The following is a 21,894-nucleotide window of genomic DNA, read 5'->3' as shown; positions in this document are numbered from 1 at the left end:
GCCCAGGGCGACGGCGGCCCGGGCGAGCTGCTCGACGCGGGCGAAGTCCCCGGCGCGCAGCAGTTCCGGAGGGGTGATCCAGCTGCCGCCGACGCAGCCGACGTTGGACAGCGACAGGTAGTCGCGGGCGTTGCCGGGGGTGATGCCGCCGGTCGGGCAGAAGCGCAGCTGCGGCAGCGGCGAGCGCAGCGCGGACAGGAAGGCCGCGCCGCCGGCCTGCTGGGCGGGGAAGAACTTCAGCTCCCGCAGGCCCATCTCCAGCGCCAGCAGCGCCTCGGAGACGGTGGACACCCCCGGCAGCAGCGGCAGGCCCGCGTCGGCGGCGGCCCGCACGATCGCCGGCGTGGTGCCCGGGCTGACGAGGAAGCGCGCCCCCGCGGCGGCCGCGCGCTCGACGTCGGCGGCACCGACGACGGTGCCGACGCCCAGGTGGATGCCGGGGACCTCGGCCGCGATGCGGCGCACGCCCTCCAGCGCCGCCGGGGTGCGCAGCGTCAGCTCGATCACGCCGATCCCCCCGGCCAGCAGCGCCCGGGCCAGCGGGACGGCGTGGTCGGCGTCCTCCAGCACCACGACGGGGACCACCGGGGACACCTCGAGCAGGCTCTCGGCCGACTGCACGTCCACGCCCGCACCTCCTCCTCGACCTGCGGCACCGGCGGAGCGGCCGGCGCGGCCGGTCCGCGACCGGCGGGCACCGGTCCCCGCCGGGGACCTCTGCGAGGCCGGGCACGACCCTACGGCCCCGCCGGCCCGGCTCAGCGGACGTCGACGGCGCCGGCCGCGAGCACCCCCGTCACGAGCACCCCGGCGTCGGTGACCTCCAGGGCCTCCAGCCGCACCTGCGCCGGCACGTCGTCGAGCGCGACGCTCCAGCCGCCGAACCCGGCCGCCTCCAGCAGGTCCTCCGCGCGGCTGAGCGGCACCCGCGCGCCGGCGACCTCGGCGCTCACCGGTTCCAGGCGCACCTCCCGCCCGTCCAGCGCGGGCGCCACCGTCACCGCCAGCTCCACGCCCAGGCCCAGCAGGCGCACCGTCGTGCTGGCCCGCACGTCCTCGCCCGCGCGCGCCAGCGCGACGTCGAGACCGCCGGCGGACACCCGCCGCGCGAGGTCCTCGTAGTCGACGGAGGCGCGCACCGTGCCCGCGGCCAGGTCCACGGTCCCCGCCCGCCCGAGCAGCACCCCCGCGGGGACGTCGACCTCGGGCACCCGCACCCGCACGTCGCGCAGGTCGACGTCCTCGCCGGGCAGGTCGTCGACGAGCACCGTGACGTCCTCGAAGCGCCCGCGCACCGCCTGCCACAGGAAGGAGCCGCCGGCGAGGTCGATGCGGGGGTCGGCCGGCAGGGACAGCTCCGCCCGCAGCTGCCGCTCCACGCGCGCGGTGGCGTAGCCGCGGGCGGCGAGGTCGGCGGCCACGAGCACCACCGCGAGGGCCGCGACGGTGACGAGCAGGCGGACGAGGCGGCGGGCCATCCGCCCACTGTGCCGCACGCGCCGATCCCGCCCGGGGGGCCCGCCCGCGGGTCCCGGGGTCACCCACACGCACCCGTCCGGCGGCTTCCGGTTGCCGCCGGGCCGAGGGGCTGCTGACATTCCCTGGGCCGCCCCCAGCGGCGGCGGACGCGGAAGGCGGCGAGGACGGCGAACACGGTGACGGACGAGCTCACACTGCTCCGCGGGAGGACCACGACGGAGCCATCCACGGCGGTGATGACGTCATCCACTGCGGTCGTGAAGACGGCCTCCGCGACGCCACCGGGCACGACCACCACGAGCACCACTCCGAGCACGCCGCGCGTCGGCGGCCAGGCCGGCGGCGCCCACGACGACGACCGGCCGGGGCAGCGCACCGACCACTCCGCGCTGCGCCAGGAGACCGCCGAGCTGTTCGAGGCGCTCGCGGGCGAGGGCGACCCGGCGGTCCGCTCCCGCCTGCAGGAGCGCATCGCCGAGCTGAACCTGCCGATGGCCACGAGCATCGCCCGCCGCTACCGCGGCCGCGGCGAGGACGAGGACGACCTGCAGCAGGTCGCCGCGCTGGGCCTGGTGAAGGCCATCGAGCACTACGACCCCGCGCTGGGCCGCGAGTTCGTCGTCTTCGCCGTCCCCACCATCTCCGGGGAGCTGAAGCGGCACTTCCGCGACCGGGGCTGGAGCATCCGCCCGCCCCGCCGGCTGCAGGAGCTGGCCCCCCGGCTGCGGGCCGCCCGCGCCGACCTGGAGCAGGACCTCGGCCGGGCCCCGACCGTCTCGGAGGTCGCCACCCACCTGCAGGTCGACGTCGACGAGATCAGCGAGTGCCTGGCGGCCGGCGACCACTACCGCCTGCACTCCCTGGACGACCTCATCTCCAGCGGCAGCGCCGGCAGCGGCGGCTCGCAGCTCAGCGTCCTGGACACCCTGGGCGAGCTGGACGCGGACCTGGAGGCGACGGTGGACCACCTCGCCCTGGCCCCGCTGCTGGCCTCCCTGTCCGACCGGGACGCCCGGCTGCTGACGCTGCGCTTCCAGCACGGCTGGACGCAGTCGCGCATCGCCGAGGACCTCGGCGTCAGCCAGATGCAGGTCTCGCGGCTGCTGAAGGACGTCCTGGCCCGGCTGCGCTCGGCGATGACCGGCGAGGAGTGAGCGGGCGCGGGTGCCCCGCGCTCAGCGGTGCGACGGCCTGCCGCCGGAGCGCCGGTCACCGGGACGCCCGTCGGCGTGGCCGTCCTGGCCCGCGGCGGCCGCTGCGGCGGCGCGCCGCTGCTGGAGCCTGGCGTAGCCGGCCGTCAGCACCCCGCGCAGGTGCGGGGAGGCCGGGTCCGCCACCAGCAGCACCGCCAGGTCGCGGACCTTGACGTTGCGGTCCTGGCTCAGGCCGGTCATGACGGCGAAGGCGTCCTCCACCCCGCAGCCCAGCCACCCCGCGACCAGTCCCTTGGCCTGCTCGATGGGCGCGCGGCTGCTCATGGCGATGCGCAGGTGCTCCGCGGTCGAGTGCAGCGCCTCCTTGCGCCGGTGCGCGGCCAGGGCGGCGCCCGCGACCGTGCTGACGGTCAGCGCCCGGTCCAGGTCGGCGGCGTCGCTGAACGCCGCCCGCCGGGCGCTGTAGAGGGTCAGCACCCCGGCGACCTCGCCGTTGAGGGTGGCGTTGGGCAGGGCGTCGAGCATGAGCGGTACCGCGACCGCCGCGCGCACCGGCGCCCCGGCGGCCACCTCGGCCAGCCGCGGCCAGCGGGGGTCGGCACCCAGGTCGTCGGTGAGCACGGGCAGCCGGTGCTCGTGGGCGTCCGGCGTCGGGCCCTGGCCGCTGCGGTGCTGGGCGCCGTCCGCCTGCTGGGCGACGGGCGAGTCGGCGGCGACGTGCTGCGGCTGCAGCGGGGCGCCGAGGACGATGCTGCACCAGTCGGCCACCGGCACCGCGCAGCGGGCCAGGACCGCCAGCCGGGACAGCACCTCGCGGGTGCCGGCCTCGCCGTCGGGGAGCTCGGCCAGCTGAGCCACCTGGGCCAGCTGCACGATCGCCTGGACCTCGTCCACCTCGGCGACCGCGCTCCCGGACCCGTCGGTCGGCGCACCGGCACGCCCCTGGGCGCGCGGTGGTTCGAGGCGGGGCGCGGTGCGCCCCAGGTCTTCTCGCACGGATCCCGGATACCTCACGACACTCCCTGTCGAAGCGCCCGGGTTTGGATGCGGGCAGCAGCATGGCACACGAGCACCCGGCGGGCGCGATCAGGCACGGGGGCCACGCCCACCGCCGCACTACCGCGCGCGCGTGGCGGGCAGCCGGCACCAGGCGTGCACCCCCCGCGGCCGGGCCTCCCACCCCCACGCCGCGGACAGCCCCGACAGCAGCGCCTCGGACAGCTCGCGCAGGTGCAGCGGGCGGCCGCCCTCCAGGTCGACGCCGACGACCAGGCCGCCATCGGCCTCCGTGACCCGCAGCGCGGTGGGGACCATCGCGCCCTCGGCACCCTCCAGCAGCTCGGCGGCGGCGAGGGCGGCGTCGTCGCCGTGCTCGGCCATCCCCCGGCGCTCGGCCTGCGAGCGCGCGAAGCGGCGGGCCCGGCGCAGCGCCAGGGCGTCCAGCGGGTCCAGGGTGATCGCGCTCTGCGTCGAGCCGTCCACGGTCGCGTCCTCCGGGTGCGTGGACGCCGCGCGCTTGGACGATCCGTGCGGAGAAAGTACTCCGGGCGAACGAGTTCCGCGCGCGCTGCCGTGTCCGGGCGTTCCCTCTCCTGGCGCCGGGGGGGGCCAGGAGGACTACGCTGCGGGCACTGCGCCACCTCCGCGCCACGCCCGCCCCCCAGGCGGGTCGGCGCGGTGGTCCGGGTTGGACCCACAGCTCTCGCAGGTTCCGCCGCCGCGCCCCGCGGCCACGGGAACCACCAGCGGAGCCCGGGTCCGGGCTCCGCTCCCCGCGCGCAGGAGCCGATGTGAACGCCACCCCCAGCCCGGGCCCCTCGGGCACCCACGAGCACTCCGGCGCCGGGCGCAGCCGGGACGGCGCGCTGCTGGAGCCGCAGCAGGCCTACGCCGAGCTGGGCCACCTCGTCGTCGGCGAGACCCCGCTGGGCGAGGTGCTGACCCGCGTGGCCGAACTGGCCAAGGGCTGCGTGCCCGGCGCCGAGGAGGTCTCGGTGACGCTGCTGGAGGACGACAAGCCCCGCAGCGCCGCCTTCACCGGCAGGCTGGCCGCCACCCTGGACGAGCGCCAGTACGGCGCCGGGTTCGGCCCGTGCATCGACGCGGCCACGGGCGGGCAGGTGGTCCGGGTGGACGACACCAGCGCCGCGGAGCAGACCTACCCGGACTTCGCCGCGATCGCCGCCCGCGAGGGCGTGCACAGCTCCGTCTCCGTCGGCATGCCGATGCCGCAGCGGCTGCTGGGCGGCATCAACGTCTACAAGTTCGACGCCGTCCCGCTGGACGCGGACGCGGTGGAGCTGCTGCAGATCTTCGCCGGCTACGCGGCGATCGCGGTGGCCAACCACGCCCTGTACGCCTCGGCGGTCGCGCTGAGCGGCAACCTGCAGATCGCCATGCAGTCCCGGGCGGTCATCGAGCAGGCCAAGGGCGTGCTCGTCGCGAGCCTGCACTGCACCCCCGACGAGGCGTTCGCGCACCTGGCCAGGCAGTCCCAGCACGCCAACCGCAAGCTGCGCGACATCGCCGCCGAGATCGTCGAGCGCGCCGCCGCCAGCGGCAGGTGAGGCGGCCGGTGAGCAGCAGGTGAGGCGGGCCGGGGCGCCGGGAAGCCTCGCGGCGCCCCCGTGGTTGAGCCAGGCATGAGCACTCAGGCACTGACCCTGGAGACGCACGACGAGACGGTCAAGGACGGCATCGTCCTCATCGACTTCTGGGCCGACTGGTGCGGCCCGTGCAAGCAGTTCGGCCCCGTCTTCGAGCAGGCCTCGGAGAAGCACGAGGACATCACCTTCACCAAGGTGGACACCGAGGACCAGCAGCAGCTGGCCGCCCGCTACGGCATCACCTCCATCCCCACGCTCGTCGCCTACCGCGACGGCATCCCGGTCTTCGGCCAGCCCGGCGCCCTCCCGGCCCCGGCGCTGGAGCAGCTCATCGACCAGGTGCGCGCGCTCGACATGGACCAGGTGAAGCAGCAGTACGCCCAGGCGCTGGAGCAGGAGCGCGCCAAGCAGCAGGCCCACGCCGCCCAGGCCCACTCCGCCCCGGGCGTGCGCGCGAGCACCGACCCCGCCGCCTTCTGAGCCGACCCGCTCCCCCGGCCCGCACCGGGCACGAGGCCCCGCCCCCGCGACACCGGGGCGGGGCCTCGCCGCGTCTGCCATGATGCGAACGGGCCTGCTGGCCCCGGGCCTCTAGCTCAATCGGCAGAGCAGCGGACTTTTAATCCGCGGGTTCAGGGTTCGATCCCCTGGGGGCCCACCGCGCTCGCCCCCGAGGGCGAGTCTGCGCCGGGTTCATCGCGACATGCGTTGCACGGCGACGAACTCCTGCACTCCGGGAGTCCACACGCCCTCCGAGTGCGCCTCCTCGGCGGCGTGCACGCCACGGGATCCGCGGAACTCCCGCAGCGACGCGGAACCCCGCCGTTCCGGCCGGCGCGACGACCGCGCACGACGACGCGCCAGGTCGCTGAGCGGCGTAGCCTGTCACGCAGGGTCATGCAGCGGCTCGTGCTCCGAGCAGGCGGGGTGATCCGTTGCCACCACAGACCGTCACCGCCACCCGCGCACCGCACGAGGAGCGCCGGTGAAGCACGAGGCGCTGGTGGACGCCATGGCCTCGCTGGCTGTCGCCGCCAGCGAGGACCTGGGCCCCGAGCAGCTGCTGAAGCGCCTGGTCGACGTCGCCGCCGAGCACCTGGCCAGCGACGGCGTCGGCGTGATGGTCAACGAGGCGGCCGTGGTCGACGGCTGGTCGGCGGGTGACGGCGAGCTGATGCGCTTCGTGCACTCCAGCCACCCCGGCATCGACGGCGCCGAGCAGCTGCAGGAGCTCACCCAGGAGGGCCCCTGCCACGACGCGCTGCTCTTCCAGGTCGAGGTCGTCGTCGACGACCTGCACGACCCGGTGCAGACCGCCTGGCCGGACTACGTCCAGCGGGTCCTGCAGGCGGGCTTCCGCTCGGTGATCGCCGTGCCGCTGGTCAGCCGCGGGCGGGTGTGGGGCACCCTCGACCTGTACCGGCGCACCCCCGGCACCTGGCGACCGCAGGAGCTGCAGTGGGTGCGCCTGCTGGCGCACGTGGCCGTCTCCTACGTGGTGATGGCCGTCGACCGCGACGCCGCCCGCCGCGCCCAGGCCGAGCTGGCCCACCGCTCCACCCACGACGCCCTCACCGGCCTGCCGAACCGGGTGCTGCTCTTCGACCGCCTCGAGCACGCGCTGTCCGCCGCGCGCCGCCACCGGCGCACCGTGGCGGTCTTCTTCATCGACCTGGACCGCTTCAAGGCGGTCAACGACACCTTCGGCCACGCCACCGGTGACGCCCTGCTGGCCACCGCCGCCACCCGCCTGCACGCCACCCTGCGCGCCGAGGACACCCTGGCGCGCCTGGCCGGTGACGAGTTCGTGCTGGTCTGCGAGGACCTGCCGCAGGCCGACCCCGCCGAGCTGAGCGGGCACCTCGAAGCGGTCCTGGCCCGGTTGCGCCGCGCGCTGGCCGAACCGGTGCGCATCGGCGAGCTGGACCTGGTGACCTCGGCCAGCATCGGCCTGGCGCTCAGCGACGAGCAGTGCAGCGCCGACGACCTGCTGGCCGACGCCGACGCGGCGATGTACCGGGCCAAGCAGCACCGCACCCTCACCACCGACCTCACCACCGGTCCGCCCGCCACGGTCACCCTCAGCGCCGCGGACGGCGCCGCCGACGCCGTGCTCGACCTGCGCGGCGGCACCCACCCCGGGGCCGACGCCGCGACACCGCGACCCCCCGCGGTCCGGCTGCCACCGCCGCCGCCGACCGGCACCACCGCGGGGACCGGGACGAGCGGTTCCGAGGACGGCGCACCGCCGCTCGCCGGCTCGGCCCGCCCGCTGGCGCGCCAGCTGCAGCGCCAGCTCGCCGGCGCGCTGCCGCACCACCAGCTGCGGGTGCACTACCAGCCCATCACCGACCCCGCCGGGCGCGTGCACGCCGTGGAGGCGCTGCTGCGCTGGCAGCACCCCGAGCACGGGCTGCTGCCCGCGGCGCGCTTCATCGACCTGGCCGCCGGCAACGGCGTCATCGTGGGCATCGGGCACTGGGTCGTCGAGCAGGCCTGCGCGCAGATGGCCCGCTGGGTGCGCGAGCTGGGCGAGGGCGCACCGCAGACCGTCTACGTCAACCTCACCGCCCGCGAACTGGCCGACCCCGCCCTGACCGCCACCCTGGCCGGCGCCGTCCGCGAGCACGGCCTGCACCCGGGCCGGCTGGGGCTGGAGGTGCTGGAGTCCAGCTTCATCGACTCCCACGTCCTGCCCGCCCTGCACGAGCAGCAGCAGCGCGGGCACCCGCTGTCCATCGACGACTTCGGCACCGGCTACTCCTCCCTCTCGCGCCTGGTGGAACTGCCCGTGACGATGGCCAAGATCGACAAGAGCTTCATCGCCGGCATCGGCCACGACGCGCGCCGCGCAGCCCTCGTCGACGCGGTCGTCACCGTCGCCACCGGCCTGGACCTGCAGGTGATCGCCGAAGGCGTCGAGACGGCGGCGCAGGCCCAGCGGGTCACCGAGGCGGGCTGCCACTACCTGCAGGGTTTCCACTGCGGCCACCCGCAGAGCGGCGAGGCGCTCAGCGCGGCCTGGGCGGCGCGAGCCGCTCCGATCGCCTGAACCGGCCGTGCGGACCAGCGCCGGGGCGCACGGTGGTCGGGCGCGGCGACCCGCAGCGCGGTCGCCGAGGAGGCCATCGGCGCACATCGCTCGGCGAGCACGCAGCGTTACACGAATCACCCGAACAGCCCCCGGAAGGGGGTGAGGAGCCGATTTCCTCCCGCGAAACGTGACAGAGCGCCACCAGGGCCACCCACATGGCTCTACAGTTGCGCCGCCGGGCACAGCCCGCGCCGGGCACACTCATGGGGGGAACCATGCGCAGCAGCACCAGGAACACCAGCCGGAGCATCGGCAAGAGCATCGCCGCCGCAGCCGTCGCCGCCACCACCGCCGCGACCCTGTCCGCCATCGGCGCCGGCCCCGCCAACGCCGCACCCGCCAGGCCGGACCTGACCGTCACCGCCCTCACCTGGACGCCGGGGGGCGTCAACGCGGGGGTCCCGGTCACCTTCAGCGCCACCGTCAAGAACACCGGCAAGGCCGCCACCCCTGCCGGGGTCATCCACGGCGTCGGCTTCCAGGTCGACGGCAAGCTCGTCACCTGGTCGGACACCTTCACCGCATCGCTGCGGCCGGGGCAGTCCACCACCGTGACCGCCAACTTCGGGCCCACGCAGTCCGCCACGTGGGCGGCGACGCAGGGCCGCCACGAGGTTCTCGCCTTCGTCGACGACGCCGGCCGGATCGCGGAGTCCAACGAGGGCAACAACCGCACGAAGAAGACGCTGACCGTGGGCGCCTCCACCGTCACCGGCACCACCATGGCGGGCGTCGTGCCGACGACGAAGCTGGCCGCCCTGCCGTACGACACCGGCTTGGCCACCTACGTCACCGGCGCCGGTTACGCCGCCTGCTACACCGCCGCCGGAACCGTTCGCGCGGGTACGGAGACGTACCTCGGCGAGTACGGCGCCGGCAACGTTCAGTACCACCCGAACGCCCCCTTCTCCTGGTCCGGCGCGGGCTTCGCGCCCGCCGGCGCCACCACCGTCACCAGCGAACCCGTCGACCTGAACGAGATCGTGCGGTGGAACTACGGCACCCCACCCGAGCGGCTGACCTGCCGCGCCGACGAGACCGCGGCGTTCACCCGCCTGCACGCCACCAAGGTGACCACCAACCGCTACACCCTCCTGCCGGGGGGCTACTACTCCGACAAGCTCATCGGCTCCTACACCAGCCCGATCAGCGTGGACATGCCCTTCTGAGCTCGACCACCTCCAGCGGGCCCGGCCCCGTCAGCCTCCACGGCTGACGGGGCCTCCTCGCGTCCACGGGTGCACCGACCGCGCGGACGTCGGGTGTGTCCGACACCCCGCCGCACCAGGAGGCCGTCGGCCCAGCCGAAGCGACCTCCGCACGACGGACGCGAAGGCGACGGACATGATGGTGCCGTGCCCGACAGCCTCCTGGCACCAGAACGCCTCTGGACGCGCGCAGAGGTCCTGGATCACCCGACGCCCGCACCGGCAGCACCGGGCGTGTACGCCTGGTACTTCACCGCTCCCCCGCCGCGCGTGCCGGTGGACCGCTGCAACACGGCCCACGGCGCGGTGCTCCTCTACGTCGGCATCTCCCCCAAGCGGCCACCGGCGAACGGAGGCCGGCCGAGCCGGCAGAGCCTGCGGACCAGGTTGCGCTACCACTACCGCGGCAACGCCTACGGCTCGACGCTGCGGCTGACCCTGGGCGTCCTCCTGGCCGACGAGCTGGGCATCGGCCTGCGCCGCGTCGGCAGCACCGGGAGCCGCCTCACCTTCAGCGATGGCGAAGCGGTGCTCAGCGAGTGGATGGCCGAGCACGCCCGGGTGTGCTGGGTGCAGGACCCGCAGCCGTGGCTGCTGGAGACGCGGCTCATCGAAGGTATCGACCTGCCGCTCAACCTCGACCAGAACACTCACGGCGGCTTCCACGCGCGGCTGAGCGCGGCTCGCGCCCGGCAACGGGAGCTGGCCCGGTCCATGCCGGCCCTGCCACGCTGAGACCTCGAACATCCCGCGCTCGATGACGGGTCCTCACGGAGGAGGCGCTCGCTCCTCCATGCACCGACCCGGCGATGAGGAGAAGCTGAGGGCATGAGCAGCGCCGCCCACCCCGAGGCGGGAGACCACTTCCTCGGCATCGACCTGGGGTGGGTGGAGGAGTTGCCCACCGGCCGGACCGGCCTGGCGGTCGTCGACGGCACCGGCCGGCTCCTCGCCTGCGACCGCGTGCGCACGGACGACGAGATCGCTGCGTGGCTGGAGCAGCGGGCGGGGCGCGTGGTGGTCGCGGCCGTGGACGCACCGCTCGTCGTGCCCAACGAGACGGGCTCGCGGTCGGCCGAGAAGCTCATCGGCAAGCACTTCGGCGGTTTCGGGGCTTCCGCCTACCCGTCCAACCGCCGCCTGATGGGCGGGCGGCCGCGCGCGCAGCGGCTGGCCGAGCGGTTCGGCTGGGCGGTCGATCCCGCCACCCCCACCGGACGCGGCCGGGCCGTGTGCCTCGAGGTGTACCCGCACCCCGCGATGGTCGGGCTCTTCGCGCTGGGCTACCGGCTGGACTACAAGAAGGGCAGCACCGAGCGGCGGGTGCGGGGTTTCGCGGAACTGGTCGGCCACCTGGAGTCGATCGCCGTCCTGCGGCTGGCCGACCACCCGAGGTGGCAGCGGATCCGGCAGACGATCGCCGCCCCCGCGCCCGGTGACTTCGACCGGATCGAGGACGAGGTGGACGCCGTCCTCTGCGCCCACCTGGCCTGGCTCTGGCACCACCGGCCGCGGGCGCTGCAGGTGTACGGCAGCGCGGCAGAGGGGTATGTGATCGCTCCACCGCCTCCCGCGCACCGGCCGGTGCGCCCCGCCGGTGGGCGGCGCTCCCCACCGCGCTGACCGCTCCCTGTCTCAGCACGAGGGGTCGGCACGAGGGGTCAGGCGCCGGTTGCACGCGGTGCCCGGCGCCCGGCATGCTGTGCGGCGCCTCAGCGCCGCGGGTACCACCGGCTCCCGACGTCGCCAGCGCCCGACCCGTGGAGGAACTCCCGTGCTGCGTACCCCGCTCCCCCGCCGCCTGGCCACCGCCGCCGCCGCGATCGCCGCCACCGGCGGCGCGCTGCTCGCGGGCAGCGCCCCCGCCTCCGCCGCCACGTGCTCCGACGTGGACGTCGTCTTCGCCCGCGGCACCGGGGAGACGCCCGGGCTGGGCATCACCGGCACGCCCTTCGTGCGGGCGCTGACCAGCGAGCTGTCCGACCGCACCGTCAGCTCCTACGCGGTGGACTACGCGGCGAACTCCTCGCAGACCAGCGCCGGGCCCGGCGCCACCGACATGAGCGCGCACGTGCGCGAGGTGGCGGCGAACTGCCCCTCCACGCGCTTCGTCCTCGGCGGGTACTCGCAGGGCGCCACCGTCACCGACATCGCCGTGGGCATCCGCACCGGCACCAGCACCGGGACGCCGATCCCGGCGGAGCTGTCCGGTCGCGTCGCGGCGGTCGTGGTGTTCGGCAACCCGCTGGGCCTGAGCGGGCGCACCATCGCCACCGCCAGCTCCACCTACGGGCCGAGGTCCAAGGACTACTGCAACAGCAGCGACAGCGTCTGCGGCAGCGCCCCCAAGACGGGCACGGGCGGTCACCTGAGCTACGCGAGCAACGGCTCGACGAGCGAGGGCGCCCGCTTCGCCGCCGCTCTGGTGCGCGCCGCCGGCGGCCCCACGACCCCGACGCCGAACCCCACGCCGACGCCCGCCACCTGCGTGCGCGACAGCACCCGCGACCACGTGAGCGCCGACCGGGCCGTGAGCCTGTACGGGCGCGCCTACGCGCGCGGCACCCGTGACAGCCTGGGCGCCACGAGCAGCTTCAACGTCGTCTCGCTGCGCCAGGTCGAGGGCGGCTGGCAGCTGGTCACGAGCTGCTGAGGCGCCGGCGGTGACGAGGGCGGCGGCCGGTTCCGGCCGCCGCCCTCAGCGCTGCCCGGGCTCGTGCTCGCTGCGGGTCGCGGCGGCGGGCAGGACCCCCTTCAGCACCGGCTGCACGCCGTCGGAGTGCTTCACCGAGGAGATCCACACCTCCTCCGGGTGCGCCTGCTCCCCGGCGAGCACGTCCTCCGCGGTGCGCAGCTTGGCGACCTTGTGCACCAGCACCGCGAAACCCACCTTGGCGACGACGTCGGCGAAGGAGAAACCCACCTGGACGGTGGTGGTCCAGCCCGCGCCGGGCAGCCAGTTGGAGATCGCGTAGGCGATCGGGTACCAGCCCCACGCGCTGAGCAGCAGGACCGCGGCGTTGCGGTACGAGGCGTACGCCTGCGCGCCCATCGCCTCCCTGGAGGAGCGCAGCACGCGCAGCAGCAGCACGTGCAGCAGCACGTAGAAGGCGGTGCTGACGATCCCCCAGCCCAGCAGTTCCGCCTGGTCGGTGCCGGCGCCGTCGACGGTGGCACCCAGGTACCCCGTGAAGATCATGAGGAACGCCGCGCCGACGAGCGCCGCGCGCATCGAGCGGGCCCTGGCGCCGACGAGGCCGGAGACGGCGAGGAACTCCACCATCAGCAGCGGCACCGTGACCGACCAGTCCATGTACCGCGGGGTCAGGGTGTTCAGCGCCTCCGCGTTCGGGACGTGGGAGCCGTCGACGTAGGTGTAGCCCTGGTCGAACTCCAGCACCAGGTAGGCGTACGACAGGGCCGCCACCGCGCTGACGGCCATCGAGGCGTGCACCGCCGGCCGGTAGCGGGCGCCGACCTCGCCGGCGGAGTTCCAGGCGCGCAGGAAGTGCGCGAACAGCGCCAGCCCGGCCACCGTCATCGCGTACTGGATGAGGTCGTGCTGACCGGTGGAGAGCGGGAAGCTCTCGGGGCGGGCGATGTCGGCTGCGACCACAGGGACCTCTCGTGCCTCGTGCGTGCGCGACCGCCGTGCCGGTCGCCGCGGCCACCGTAGGCGGGCGCGCAGGGTGCCGCGCGCTCAACGACCCAGCCGCTCCACCAGCGCGAGGGCGTCGAACGGGGCCCGCGCCGCCATCGTGTTGTCGAAGTAGACGAACACCTCGCGCCCGCCCGCCGCCTCCGCCCGCACCCGCGCCGCCCACTCCTGCAGCGCCGCGTCGTCGTAGCCGCTGACGTAGAGCTCGGGCGAGCCGTGCAGGCGCACGTAGGAGAAGTCTGCGGTCTGCTCCAGCAGCAGCGGCCAGCGCCCGCCGGTGTCGGCGGTGACGAGGGCGACGCCGTGGGCGCGCAGCACCCGGGCCAGCCCGGGGTCCTCGTGGCTGCGGTGGCGCACCTCCAGCGCGTGCCGCAGCGGACGTTCCTCGACGGCCGCCGCGGGGGCGGCGGGACCGGAGGCGGCGGCCAGCGCGGCGGCCTCGGTCGTGGTGCGCGGCAGCAGGGCGCAGAACCGCGCCAGCACCTCGGCGTCGAAGCGCAGGCTCGGCGGCAGCTGCCACAGCACCGGGCCGAGGCCCTCGCCCAGCTCCAGCACGCCGGAGCCGAAGAACGCCGCCAGCGCCTCCCGCACGCCCTCCAGGCGGCGCTCGTGGGTGACGGCCCGCCAGCCCTTGACGCTGAAGCGGAAACCCGGCGGGGTGCGCCGCGCCCAGGAGGGGTAGTTCCCCGGGCGCTGCAGGGCGTGGAAGGAGGCGTTCAGCTCCACCGTGCTCAGCCGCTCCGCGAGGTGCTCCAGCTCCCGGCGCTGCGGCAGGCCGGGCGGGTAGAACACCCCGCGCCACTCGGCGTAGGTCCAGCCGGAGGTCCCGACCCGCACGCTCCCCACGCGCCCACCCCACCACGGCCGCCCCGCGGCGACGAGCCGAGGCCGCGGGTCAGGGGGCGGTGAGGACCACGGGACCGTCGTCGGTGACGGCGACGGTGTGCTCGGCGTGCGCGGCGCGGCGCTTGTCGAGGGTGACGACCGACCAGCCGTCGCGGGCCGTGCGGTAGCCCTCGCCGCCGGAGAGCAGCATCGGCTCGATGGCCAGGGTGCTGCCGGGTTCCAGGCGCACCTCGGGGGCGCCGGGCAGCGGGCGGTTGGGCACGAACGGCGCCTCGTGCATGCTGCGCCCGATGCCGTGCCCGCCGTGGTCGGGCAGGTGGGAGTAGCCGTGGCGGCGCGCCACCTCGTCCACCGCGCGGGCCACGTCCAGCAGCACCGCGCCCGGGCGCGCGGCGGCGATGCCCGCCGCCAGGGCCTCCTCGGTGGCCCGCACCAGCCGCGCGTCGGCCTCCTCCTCGTGCCCGACGGCCACGGTGGTCGCGGAGTCGCCGTGCCAGCCGTCCAGGACCGCGCCGGCGTCGATGCTCAGCAGGTCCCCGTCGTCCAGGCGGCGGCCGGTGGGGCGCCCGTGCACGACGACCTCGTTGACGGACAGGCACAGCACGCCGTTGAACGGCCGGGGCGCCCAGGAGGGGGCGTAGCCGAGGAAGGAGGGCAGGGCACCGGCCTCGCGGATGACCGTCTGGGCGACCTCGTCCAGCTCGCGCAGCCTGGCCCCGGGCACGGCGGCGGCGCGCACGGCCGCCAGGGTGCGGGCGACGACGCGACCGGCCTCGCGCATGGCCTCCAGCTCGGTGGCCGTGCGGACGGGGAAGCCGGGCTGGTCGCTCACCGCACGAGTATGGACCCGCGCGCGAGGCGCCCGCGCACCCCGGCGGACGGGGTCGGTGGGCTGCCGGTGGGGTGCTCCGCCGGTGCACGTCACGGCAGGGGCTGCCTGCGGGGGCCGGGTCGTGGTTCCGTGGTGCGGGCGCCCGCGCGCCCGCGCACGCGCACGCACCACCGGAAGGGCCGTCCCGTGACCGATCCCGCCGCCGGACCTCCCGCCCCCGGGATGCCCACCGGCCGCACGCTGCTGTTCGCCGTCGCCGGCGGGGCCGCGGTGAGCAACCTGTACTGGGCGCAGCCGCTGCTGGAGGAGATCGGCCGCTCGCTGGGCGTCTCCACCGGCGCCGCCGGCGCGCTGCTGACCGTCACGCAGGTCGGCTACGCGCTCGGCATCTTCCTCGTCGTCCCGCTCGGGGACGTGCTCGACCGGCGCAGGCTGGTCCCGGCCGTGGTCGCCGCCTCCGCGCTCGCCCTCGTGCTGGTCGCGGTGGCGCCGACGTTCCCCCTGCTGCTGCTCGCCCTGGCGCTGGTGGGCCTGACCACCGTCGCGGCGCAGGTGCTGGGGCCGCTCGCCGGCGACCTCGCCCTGCCGCAGGAGCGCGGGCGCGTGGTGGGCACCGTGGTCTCGGGCGCGCTCATCGGCATCCTGCTCTCGCGCACCGTCAGCGGGGTCGTCGCGGACCTGCTGGGCTGGCGCGCGGTCTACCTGCTCGCCGCCGCGGTGGCCGTGGTCCTGGCGCTCCTGCTGCGCCGGGCCGTGCCGCGGCTGCCGGCCCGGGAGCGGATCCCGTACCCGCGGCTGCTCGCCTCGGTGCTCACGCAGGTGCGCGGCCGCCCGCTCGCCCAGGTCACCATCGTCCTCAGCGCGGTCAACTTCGCGGTCTTCACGATGTTCTGGACGGCGCTGACGTTCCTGCTCAGCGCCGAGCCGTTCTCATACTCCCTCAGCGCGATCGGGCTCGTCGGGCTGGCCGGGCTGCTCGGCGCGCTCGCGGCCCGCGGCGCGGGGCGCCTGCACGACCGCGGCTGGTCGGTGCCGGCCAACGGCGCCGCGCTGGCGGTGGCGCTGGTCTGCGTGGTGGTCGCCGGGCTGGCCGCCCGCTCGATCGTCGTGCTGCTCCTCGTGGTCGTCGTCTTCGACGTCGCCGTGCAGGCGACGAGCGTGCTGAGCCAGACGCGGTTGTTCGCCGCGGCGCCGCAGGCGCGCAGCCGCCTCAACACGGCCCTGGTCACGGCCAACTTCGTCGGCGCCGCGCTGGGCTCGGCGGCCGCCGGTGCGCTGTGGCACGTCGGCGGGTGGACGGCGGTCAGCGCGGGCGCCGCGGCCGCCTACGCGCTCGCGCTGCTCGTGTGGCTGGCGGCCCGCCACCGGGCGCTGGCCCCCGCCGGCGGGGAGCAGCCCGCGTGAGCGGCCCCGGCTCCTCCTCGCCCGCGGGCCTCGCCGCGGCCGGCGCGCTGCCCGACGGCCCCCGGGCGCGCGTCGTCGTGGCCGTGGCCTCGCTGGGCTTCTTCCTCATCACCCTGGACATCTCGATCGTCAACGTCGCGCTGACCGCCATCCGCGACGAGCTCGGCGGCGGCACCGCGGGGCAGCAGTGGATCATCGACGGCTACACGCTGCTGTTCGCGGCGCTGCTGCTGTTCGCCGGGACGCTGGCCGACCGGGTCGGGGCCAGGCGGGCGCTGCTGTGGGGCGTCCTCGCCTTCACCGCCACTTCCGCCGCCTGCGCGGCCGCACCCGGCGCCGGTGCGCTGGTGGCCGCCCGCTGCGCCCAGGGCGCCGCGGCGGCGGTGATGCTGCCGGCGTCCATGGCGCTGGTGCGCGAGGCGTTCCCCGACGTGCGCCGGCGCGCCCGGGCGCTGGGGGTGTGGGCGGTCGGCGGCGCCGTCTCCGCCGTCGTCGGGCAGCCCCTGGGCGGGTTGCTGACCACCGTGGACTGGCGGTGGATCTTCACCCTCAACGTGCCCGTCGGCGCGGGCATGGTGCTGCTGCTGCTGCTCGTGCCGCCCTCGCCGGCGCACGGCGCGGCGCGGCGGGTCCCCTTCGACCGGGCCGGGCAGGTGCTGGCCGTCGTGGCCCTGGCGGCGCTGGTGCACGGGCTCATCGACGGCGGCCACGCCGGGTTCACCAGCCCCGCGGTGCTCGCCTCGCTCGTTCTGGCCGTCGTGGCGCTGGCCGCGTTCGTGCTGGTGCAGGCGCGCGGGCGGCACCCGATGCTGCCGCTGGAGCTGTTCGCCGCGCGCGGGGTGCGCCTGGCGCTGCCGGTGGGTTTCGCGTTCATGGTCGGCAACTACGGCCACGTCTTCGTCGTCAGCCTGTACCTGCAGCAGCACCTGGGCCTGTCCCCGCTGCGCGCGGGGACGGTGTTCGTGCCGGCGGCCCTGTTCGCCGTCGTGGGCAACCTGGTCAGCGGCCCGGTCACCAACAGGTTCGGCGCGCGGCTGCCGGTCGTGGGCGGGCAGCTGTCGATGGCGGCCGGCCTGCTGGCCCTGGTGCCCGCCACGGCCTCCGGCTCGCCGTGGTGGACGGCGCTGGCGCTGGTGCCCGTCGCCGTCGGTGGTTCCCTGGCCATGCCGCCGGTCACCGGCGTGGTCCTGGAGGGCGTTCCGCAGCACCGGGCGGGCACGGCCAGCGCGGTCTTCAACACCTTCCGCCAGATCGGCGGAGCGGTGGCCATCGCGGTGTTCGGCGCGCTGATCGCCGTCCCGGGCGGTTTCCTGGCCGGGGCGCGCACCAGCCTGGTGGTCGCCGCGGCGCTGCTGCTGCTCACCGCCGTCAACAGCCTGCGCATCCCGGCGCGCACCCCCCGCTGAGGAGGTGGCGGCCGCTGCGCGGGTACCTGCGCGGGGGTTCAGCGGACGACGGTCATCGCCCCGGCGGCGCAGGAGACGACGACCCCGGCACCGGCGTCCACCTGGTGCACCTCGCCGTCCATCTGCAGCGGCGCCGGGGTGGTGGTGCGGAAGGCGTACGGCTCGCTGGAGGAGGTGACCGCGTGCCGGCCGCGCACGACCCGCAGCAGGCTGGCCAGCAGTTCCAGCCTGCCGCGGTGCGGGATGAGCAGCACCTCGCACGCGCCGTCGGTGGGCGAGGAGCCGCGGGAGAGGGTGGCGTACTTGGCCATCCGGTCGATGTTGGCGAACACCAGGCTGTCCAGCTCGACCCGGCGGCCGTCGTGGGTGATGGTCAGCGGCCGGTGGCGCCAGAACGCCCGCGCCGCCAGCAGGCCCTCCGTCAGCGCGTCCAGGTCGTGCCGGTTGAGCTCGGCGGCGACGACGGGCGTGATGCCGACCCCGACGTAGGAGTGCGCGTAGCGCGGTTCCCGCCCGTCGACGAGCACCTCCAGCAGGTCCATCCTCGACACCCGCCCCGCGACGATCGCGTCGACCAGGGGCCGGTCCTGCACCGCGCGGGCGTGGTCGTTGGCGTTGCCGGAGGCCAGCACGGCGCAGGCCCCGGCGCCCGGGCGCAGCCGGCGGGCGCGCACGATGCCGTTGACGACCTCGTGGTAGCCGCCGTCCCCGCTGGCGGAGACGACGAGCGTGGCGGGGTGCTCGCTGACGGCCTGCTCGGCGAGCTCCTCGGCGTGCCCGGGGTGGCGGGTCCCGGCCAGCTCGACCGCCGTGCCGCGCAGCCGCCGGGAGAGCTGCTCGCGCAGCTCGTGCGCGTTGCCCGGGCCGTCGCCGGTGCTGCGGGGGTTGTAGACGACCACCACGCGCTCGAAGCACCGGGGCGCGGTGCGGTGGGCTGTGCGGATCACTGCGGGGACCTCCGGGCGACGTGCGGCGGAGGTTCCACCGGCGCAGAGACTGCCACGCCGCCCCGGCCCGGACCAACCGCGCCGCGCCCGCGGTGCTCGTCCGCGGCGCCTCAGCGCAGTTCCCGCTCCTGGCGCGCCTGCTCCTCCAGCAGCCGCAGCCCGCGCCGGCCGGCGTCCCCGTCCTGGGCGAGCGCGGTCCGCATCCGCTCCAGCTTCTGCTCCCCCGCGGGGAAGGGCGGCAGCAGCGGCACCTCGGCGTCGACGACGGCCTCCAGGACGACCGGGCGGTCCGCGGACAGGGCGCTCTCCCAGGCGGCCGCGACGTCGGCGGGGTCGTCCACCCGGATGCCGCGCAGCCCGAGCAGGTCCGCGTAGCGGGCGTAGGGGAAGTCGGGCAGCCGCTGGCTGGCGCCGAAGCGCGGGTCGCCCTCCATCTCGCGCTGCTCCCACGTCACCTCGGCCAGGTCGTGGTTGTGCAGGACGCAGACGACGAACCGCGGGTCGGCCCACTCGCGCCACAGCCCGGCGACGGTGATGAGCTCGGCGACGCCGTTCATCTGCACCGCCCCGTCGCCGGCGAGCGCGACCAGCGGCCGCCCCGGTTCCGCGAGCTTGGCCGCGATCCCGTACGGCAGCGCGGAACCCATGCTGGCCAGGGTGGAGGACAGGTGGGCCTGCACCCCCGGCGGTAGGAGCAGGTGGCGCGCGTACCAGTAGGTGCAGGAACCGACGTCGACGCTGACCTGGGCGTCCTGCGGCAGCCGGCGGCTGAGCTCGCGGACCACCAGCTCGGGGTTGAGGGGCTGCGCCGGCAGCGCCGCGCGCTGCTCGGCCAGCACGTGCCAGCGCGCGACCGCGTCGACGACCCGGGTGCGCCACTCCCGGTCCGCCGGCGGGTCCAGCAGCGGCAGCAGGGCGTCGAGCGTCTCGGCGGCGTCACCGGGCAACCCGACCTCGACCGGGTAGCGGTTGCCGAGGTTGCGCGTGTCGAGGTCGACCTGGACGGCGCGCGCCTGCCCCGGCGCCGGGTAGAACTCCGTCCACGGGTCGTTGCTGCCGACGATGAGCAGCGCGTCGCACTCGCCGAGGACGAACGCGCTGGCGCTGGTGCCCAGGTGGCCCATGACGCCGGCGCTGGTGGGCAGCCGCTCGTCGACCCAGGGCTTGCCGAGCAGGCTGGTGGTGACGCCGGCGCCGAGGCGCTCCGCGACGGCCCGCACCTGCGCGCCGGCGCGCCGGGCGCCCTGCCCGACGAGCAGGGCCGGCCGGCGGGCGGCGTTGAGGACCTCCGCCGCCTGCCGCAGGTCCTCCTCGCGGGGCAGCACCCGCGGCCTGCGCCACTCGGGGACGCTGACGACCACCCCGTGCTCCTGCGGCAGCGGGTCCGGGGCGGGCAGCTGCTGCACGTCGTGCGGCAGGACGACCGCGCACGGCTGGCGGGTGGCCAGCGCGCTGCGGAACGCGCGGTCGAGGACCATCGGCGCGTGCTCGGCCGTCAGGACCGTCTGCACGTACTGCGCGGCGTCGGCGAACAGCGTCTGCAGGTCCACGCCCTGCTGGTAGTTCGAGCCGAGGACGCTGCGCTCCTGCTGGCCGACCACGGCGACCAGCGGCACGTTGTCCAGCTTGGCGTCGTAGAGGCCGTTGAGCAGGTGGATCGCGCCCGGTCCCTGGGTGGAGAGCACGACGCCCACCTCGCCGGTGTACTTGGCGTGCCCGACCGCCATGAGGGCCGCGTTCTCCTCGTGGCGGGCCTGCACGAACCCCGGCCGCCCGCCCTGGCGGCGCAGCGCGCCCAGCACCGTGTTGATGCCGTCGCCGGAGTGCCCGAACACCCGCTGCACGCCCCACGCCCGCAACCGCTCGACCACCAGGTCGGCGACCAGTCGCTGTTCCTCGGCCACGGTGTCCTCCTCGAGCGGTCGGCGCGTCCTCCCTGGCCTACCCCGGAGCGCCGGATCCATGCCCCGCCGCGTACGCCGAGGCCGCGCGCCGCTCCACGAGCACCCGCTGCTCGCCGACGCCGCCGACGGTGATCTCGTCCACCGCCACCAGCGCCTGAGTGGCGGGGTCGAAGTGCAGCACCGACAGCTCCAGCGGGGCGGCGTCCCCGCCGTCCAGCGCGCGCAGCCCGGCCCCGCCGGAGGAGCCCTGCGTCAGCTCCAGGGTGCCCGCGCGGGTGCGGTGCCGGCGGTGGTGGACGTGGCCGTCCAGGACCAGCGGGACGTGCCCGTGCAGCGGGGCGGCCATCGCCGGTTCGTGCACGAGGGCCACGTCGACGGGCGCGGGCGAGTCGCGGATCGCCGCGGCCAGCGCCTCCCCCGCCCGCACCAGCTCGCGCCGGGCCGCACCGGGTTCCTCCTGCAACCGCTTCACCGGGGTGAAGCGGGGGTCGCCGGTCCCGGCGAAGCGCAGCCCGGCGACCTCGACGACGGCGCCGCCGTCGAGGACGTGCACGTTCGGCAGCGCCGCCAGGAACTCCTGCGTCGCGGCGGAGTCGTGGTTGCCGCGCACCCACAGGTAGGGCACGGGCAGCTGCGCGGTGCCCGCCAGCTGCCGGTTCTCCACCTCCGTGCCCAGGTCGGTGGAGTCCCCGGTGTCGACGACCACGTGCACCCGCAGCTCCTCGACCAGCACCCGCACCAGCGCGTGCGCCTGCGGGTTGTTGTGGACGTCGGAGATCCACAGGACGCGGGTGGTGTCCTCGCCGATGCCCGCCGGCAGCTCCTGCAGCCGCGCGGCGAGGCGGGTGACGCCCGAGGTCAGCTGGGCCAGCCGGCCGCTGTAGGCGGTGAAGTCGGCGCGGGCGTTGCGCACGGCGCCCGCCAGGGCCGGCACCCGCGACAGCGGTCCGCTGAGGGTGGGCCGGGTGAGCGCCTGCGGGCGGGCGGTGGCCGCGGCGACGGCGCCCGCGGCGCCCAGGCCGCCGGCGACCACGGCGGCGCCCAGCCCCACCGCCCGCGGGTCGCGGAACACCAGCGCGCAGGCGGCCGCGCCCCCCGCCAGCGCCGCCGCCGACGAGCGCAGCGCCAGGGCGCGCAGCGCCGCCCGCGCGTCCGCCGCCAGCTCCTGCGCCACGTGCTCCCCCGGCTGCTCCCCCGGCTGCTCCCCCGGGCGGTCCCGCGCGCCGCCGAGGGTGCCGAGCAGCCGGCGGGCGGCGGGCAGGTCGACCTCCGCCACGCCCACCCGCAGCCCCAGCGGCCCGGCGTGGGTGTCCGCCGCCAGCCGCCCCGCGGGAGGCAGCGCGAGGCGGCTGGCGG

At 76.0% G+C, this 21,894-nt stretch carries 20 protein-coding genes and 1 tRNA gene; 11 read left to right on the top strand and 10 right to left on the bottom strand.

The features are described 5' to 3' along the window. Both eda and GTQ99_RS05740 read right to left on the bottom strand, forming a co-directional pair. Positions 1-621 (bottom strand): bifunctional 4-hydroxy-2-oxoglutarate aldolase/2-dehydro-3-deoxy-phosphogluconate aldolase (gene eda / locus GTQ99_RS05745; protein WP_166614784.1); only part of this gene is annotated, 621 nt, incomplete at its 3' end. Positions 622-758: 137 nt separating this feature from the next. Continuing rightward, complete coding sequence (locus tag GTQ99_RS05740) at positions 759-1,478, bottom strand: LmeA family phospholipid-binding protein (protein ID WP_166614778.1); 720 nt, start codon at positions 1,476-1,478, stop codon at positions 759-761. A gap of 258 nt (positions 1,479-1,736) precedes the next feature. On the opposite strand from GTQ99_RS05740, the gene GTQ99_RS05735 reads away from it, so the two are divergent. Further along, a complete protein-coding gene (locus GTQ99_RS05735; protein ID WP_166614777.1) occupies positions 1,737-2,633 on the top strand; it encodes a SigB/SigF/SigG family RNA polymerase sigma factor in 897 nt (298 codons plus the stop codon). A 21-nt stretch (positions 2,634-2,654) separates the two neighbouring features. Here GTQ99_RS05735 and GTQ99_RS05730 read toward each other — a convergent pair whose 3' ends face one another. Then, a complete protein-coding gene (locus tag GTQ99_RS05730) occupies positions 2,655-3,527 on the bottom strand; it encodes an ANTAR domain-containing protein (RefSeq protein ID WP_166614776.1) in 873 nt (290 codons plus the stop codon). Positions 3,528-3,749: 222 nt separating this feature from the next. Further along, positions 3,750-4,115, bottom strand: a complete 366-nt coding sequence (locus GTQ99_RS05725; protein ID WP_166614775.1) for a hypothetical protein — start codon at positions 4,113-4,115, stop codon at positions 3,750-3,752. Between the two features lie 308 nt (positions 4,116-4,423). On the opposite strand from GTQ99_RS05725, the gene GTQ99_RS05720 reads away from it, so the two are divergent. The 8 genes from GTQ99_RS05720 (at position 4,424) to cut (ending at position 12,194) form a co-directional block, all read left to right on the top strand. Beyond that, positions 4,424-5,200 (top strand): ANTAR domain-containing protein, encoded by a 777-nt coding sequence (locus GTQ99_RS05720; RefSeq protein WP_166614774.1) that lies wholly within the window; start codon positions 4,424-4,426, stop codon positions 5,198-5,200. Positions 5,201-5,275: 75 nt separating this feature from the next. Further along, positions 5,276-5,719, top strand: coding sequence for a thioredoxin (gene trxA, locus GTQ99_RS05715; protein ID WP_166614773.1), 444 nt, complete (start codon positions 5,276-5,278; stop codon positions 5,717-5,719). A gap of 105 nt (positions 5,720-5,824) precedes the next feature. Next, positions 5,825-5,897, top strand: a tRNA-Lys gene (locus GTQ99_RS05710). Between the two features lie 327 nt (positions 5,898-6,224). Then, entirely contained in the window at positions 6,225-8,291 is a 2,067-nt protein-coding gene (locus GTQ99_RS05705) for an EAL domain-containing protein (protein WP_166614772.1), read from the top strand. Positions 8,292-8,548: 257 nt separating this feature from the next. Continuing rightward, positions 8,549-9,502: a CARDB domain-containing protein gene (locus tag GTQ99_RS05700; protein WP_166614771.1), complete on the top strand. Its 954-nt coding sequence runs from the start codon at positions 8,549-8,551 to the stop codon at positions 9,500-9,502. A gap of 186 nt (positions 9,503-9,688) precedes the next feature. Then, positions 9,689-10,276: a GIY-YIG nuclease family protein gene (locus GTQ99_RS05695; protein ID WP_166614770.1), complete on the top strand. Its 588-nt coding sequence runs from the start codon at positions 9,689-9,691 to the stop codon at positions 10,274-10,276. Between the two features lie 93 nt (positions 10,277-10,369). After that, on the top strand, positions 10,370-11,164 hold the full coding sequence (locus tag GTQ99_RS05690; RefSeq protein ID WP_166614769.1) for a DUF429 domain-containing protein: 795 nt from the start codon (positions 10,370-10,372) through the stop codon (positions 11,162-11,164). 151 nt (positions 11,165-11,315) lie between these two features. Further along, positions 11,316-12,194: a cutinase gene (cut, locus tag GTQ99_RS05685; protein WP_205706856.1), complete on the top strand. Its 879-nt coding sequence runs from the start codon at positions 11,316-11,318 to the stop codon at positions 12,192-12,194. 45 nt (positions 12,195-12,239) lie between these two features. On the opposite strand, the gene GTQ99_RS05680 is transcribed toward cut, so the two are convergent. The 3 genes from GTQ99_RS05680 to map all read right to left on the bottom strand — a co-directional run bounded on the left by GTQ99_RS05680 (position 12,240) and on the right by map (position 14,826). Next, a complete protein-coding gene (locus GTQ99_RS05680; RefSeq protein ID WP_338074751.1) occupies positions 12,240-13,157 on the bottom strand; it encodes a bacteriorhodopsin in 918 nt (305 codons plus the stop codon). Between the two features lie 84 nt (positions 13,158-13,241). After that, entirely contained in the window at positions 13,242-14,045 is an 804-nt protein-coding gene (locus GTQ99_RS05675) for a DUF72 domain-containing protein (RefSeq protein WP_166614768.1), read from the bottom strand. A gap of 49 nt (positions 14,046-14,094) precedes the next feature. Then, positions 14,095-14,826, bottom strand: coding sequence for a type I methionyl aminopeptidase (gene map, locus GTQ99_RS05670; RefSeq protein WP_166614781.1), 732 nt, complete (start codon positions 14,824-14,826; stop codon positions 14,095-14,097). Between the two features lie 237 nt (positions 14,827-15,063). Here map and GTQ99_RS05665 point away from each other — a divergent pair, with 237 nt between their 5' ends. Next, positions 15,064-16,281, top strand: a complete 1,218-nt coding sequence (locus tag GTQ99_RS05665; RefSeq protein WP_205706855.1) for an MFS transporter — start codon at positions 15,064-15,066, stop codon at positions 16,279-16,281. Further along, positions 16,278-17,687 (top strand): MFS transporter, encoded by a 1,410-nt coding sequence (locus GTQ99_RS05660; RefSeq protein WP_338074749.1) that lies wholly within the window; start codon positions 16,278-16,280, stop codon positions 17,685-17,687. Before GTQ99_RS05665 ends, GTQ99_RS05660 begins: the two co-directional genes overlap by 4 nt. A gap of 38 nt (positions 17,688-17,725) precedes the next feature. Here the strand turns inward: GTQ99_RS05660 and GTQ99_RS05655 are convergent, their stop codons facing one another. The 3 genes from GTQ99_RS05655 to GTQ99_RS05645 form a co-directional block, all read right to left on the bottom strand. Next, positions 17,726-18,634, bottom strand: coding sequence for a diacylglycerol kinase family protein (locus tag GTQ99_RS05655; RefSeq protein WP_166614767.1), 909 nt, complete (start codon positions 18,632-18,634; stop codon positions 17,726-17,728). 110 nt (positions 18,635-18,744) lie between these two features. After that, the gene (locus tag GTQ99_RS05650; RefSeq protein ID WP_166614766.1) at positions 18,745-20,598 is read right to left on the bottom strand and encodes a thiamine pyrophosphate-requiring protein; all 1,854 of its coding nucleotides are present in this window, start codon (positions 20,596-20,598) and stop codon (positions 18,745-18,747) included. After that, positions 20,576-21,894: metallophosphoesterase family protein (locus tag GTQ99_RS05645; RefSeq protein ID WP_166614765.1), on the bottom strand; the 1,319-nt coding region annotated here is incomplete at its 5' end. The genes GTQ99_RS05645 and GTQ99_RS05650, both read right to left, overlap by 23 nt.

Source organism: Kineococcus vitellinus, assembly GCF_009906315.1.
In the GTDB taxonomy this organism is placed as follows: Bacteria; Actinomycetota; Actinomycetes; order Actinomycetales; family Kineococcaceae; genus Kineococcus; species Kineococcus vitellinus.
This window is presented reverse-complemented; position numbering and strand designations above follow the sequence as displayed.

Coding starts and splice junctions, on each gene's coding strand:
- GTQ99_RS05740 (WP_166614778.1), bottom strand. CDS start 1,478: ATGGCCCGCCGCCTCGTCCGCCTGCTCGTCACCGTCGCGGCCCTCGCG.
- trxA (WP_166614773.1), top strand. CDS start 5,276: ATGAGCACTCAGGCACTGACCCTGGAGACGCACGACGAGACGGTCAAG.
- GTQ99_RS05700 (WP_166614771.1), top strand. CDS start 8,549: ATGCGCAGCAGCACCAGGAACACCAGCCGGAGCATCGGCAAGAGCATC.
- GTQ99_RS05690 (WP_166614769.1), top strand. CDS start 10,370: ATGAGCAGCGCCGCCCACCCCGAGGCGGGAGACCACTTCCTCGGCATC.
- map (WP_166614781.1), bottom strand. CDS start 14,826: ATGCGCGAGGCCGGTCGCGTCGTCGCCCGCACCCTGGCGGCCGTGCGC.
- GTQ99_RS05650 (WP_166614766.1), bottom strand. CDS start 20,598: ATGGATCCGGCGCTCCGGGGTAGGCCAGGGAGGACGCGCCGACCGCTC.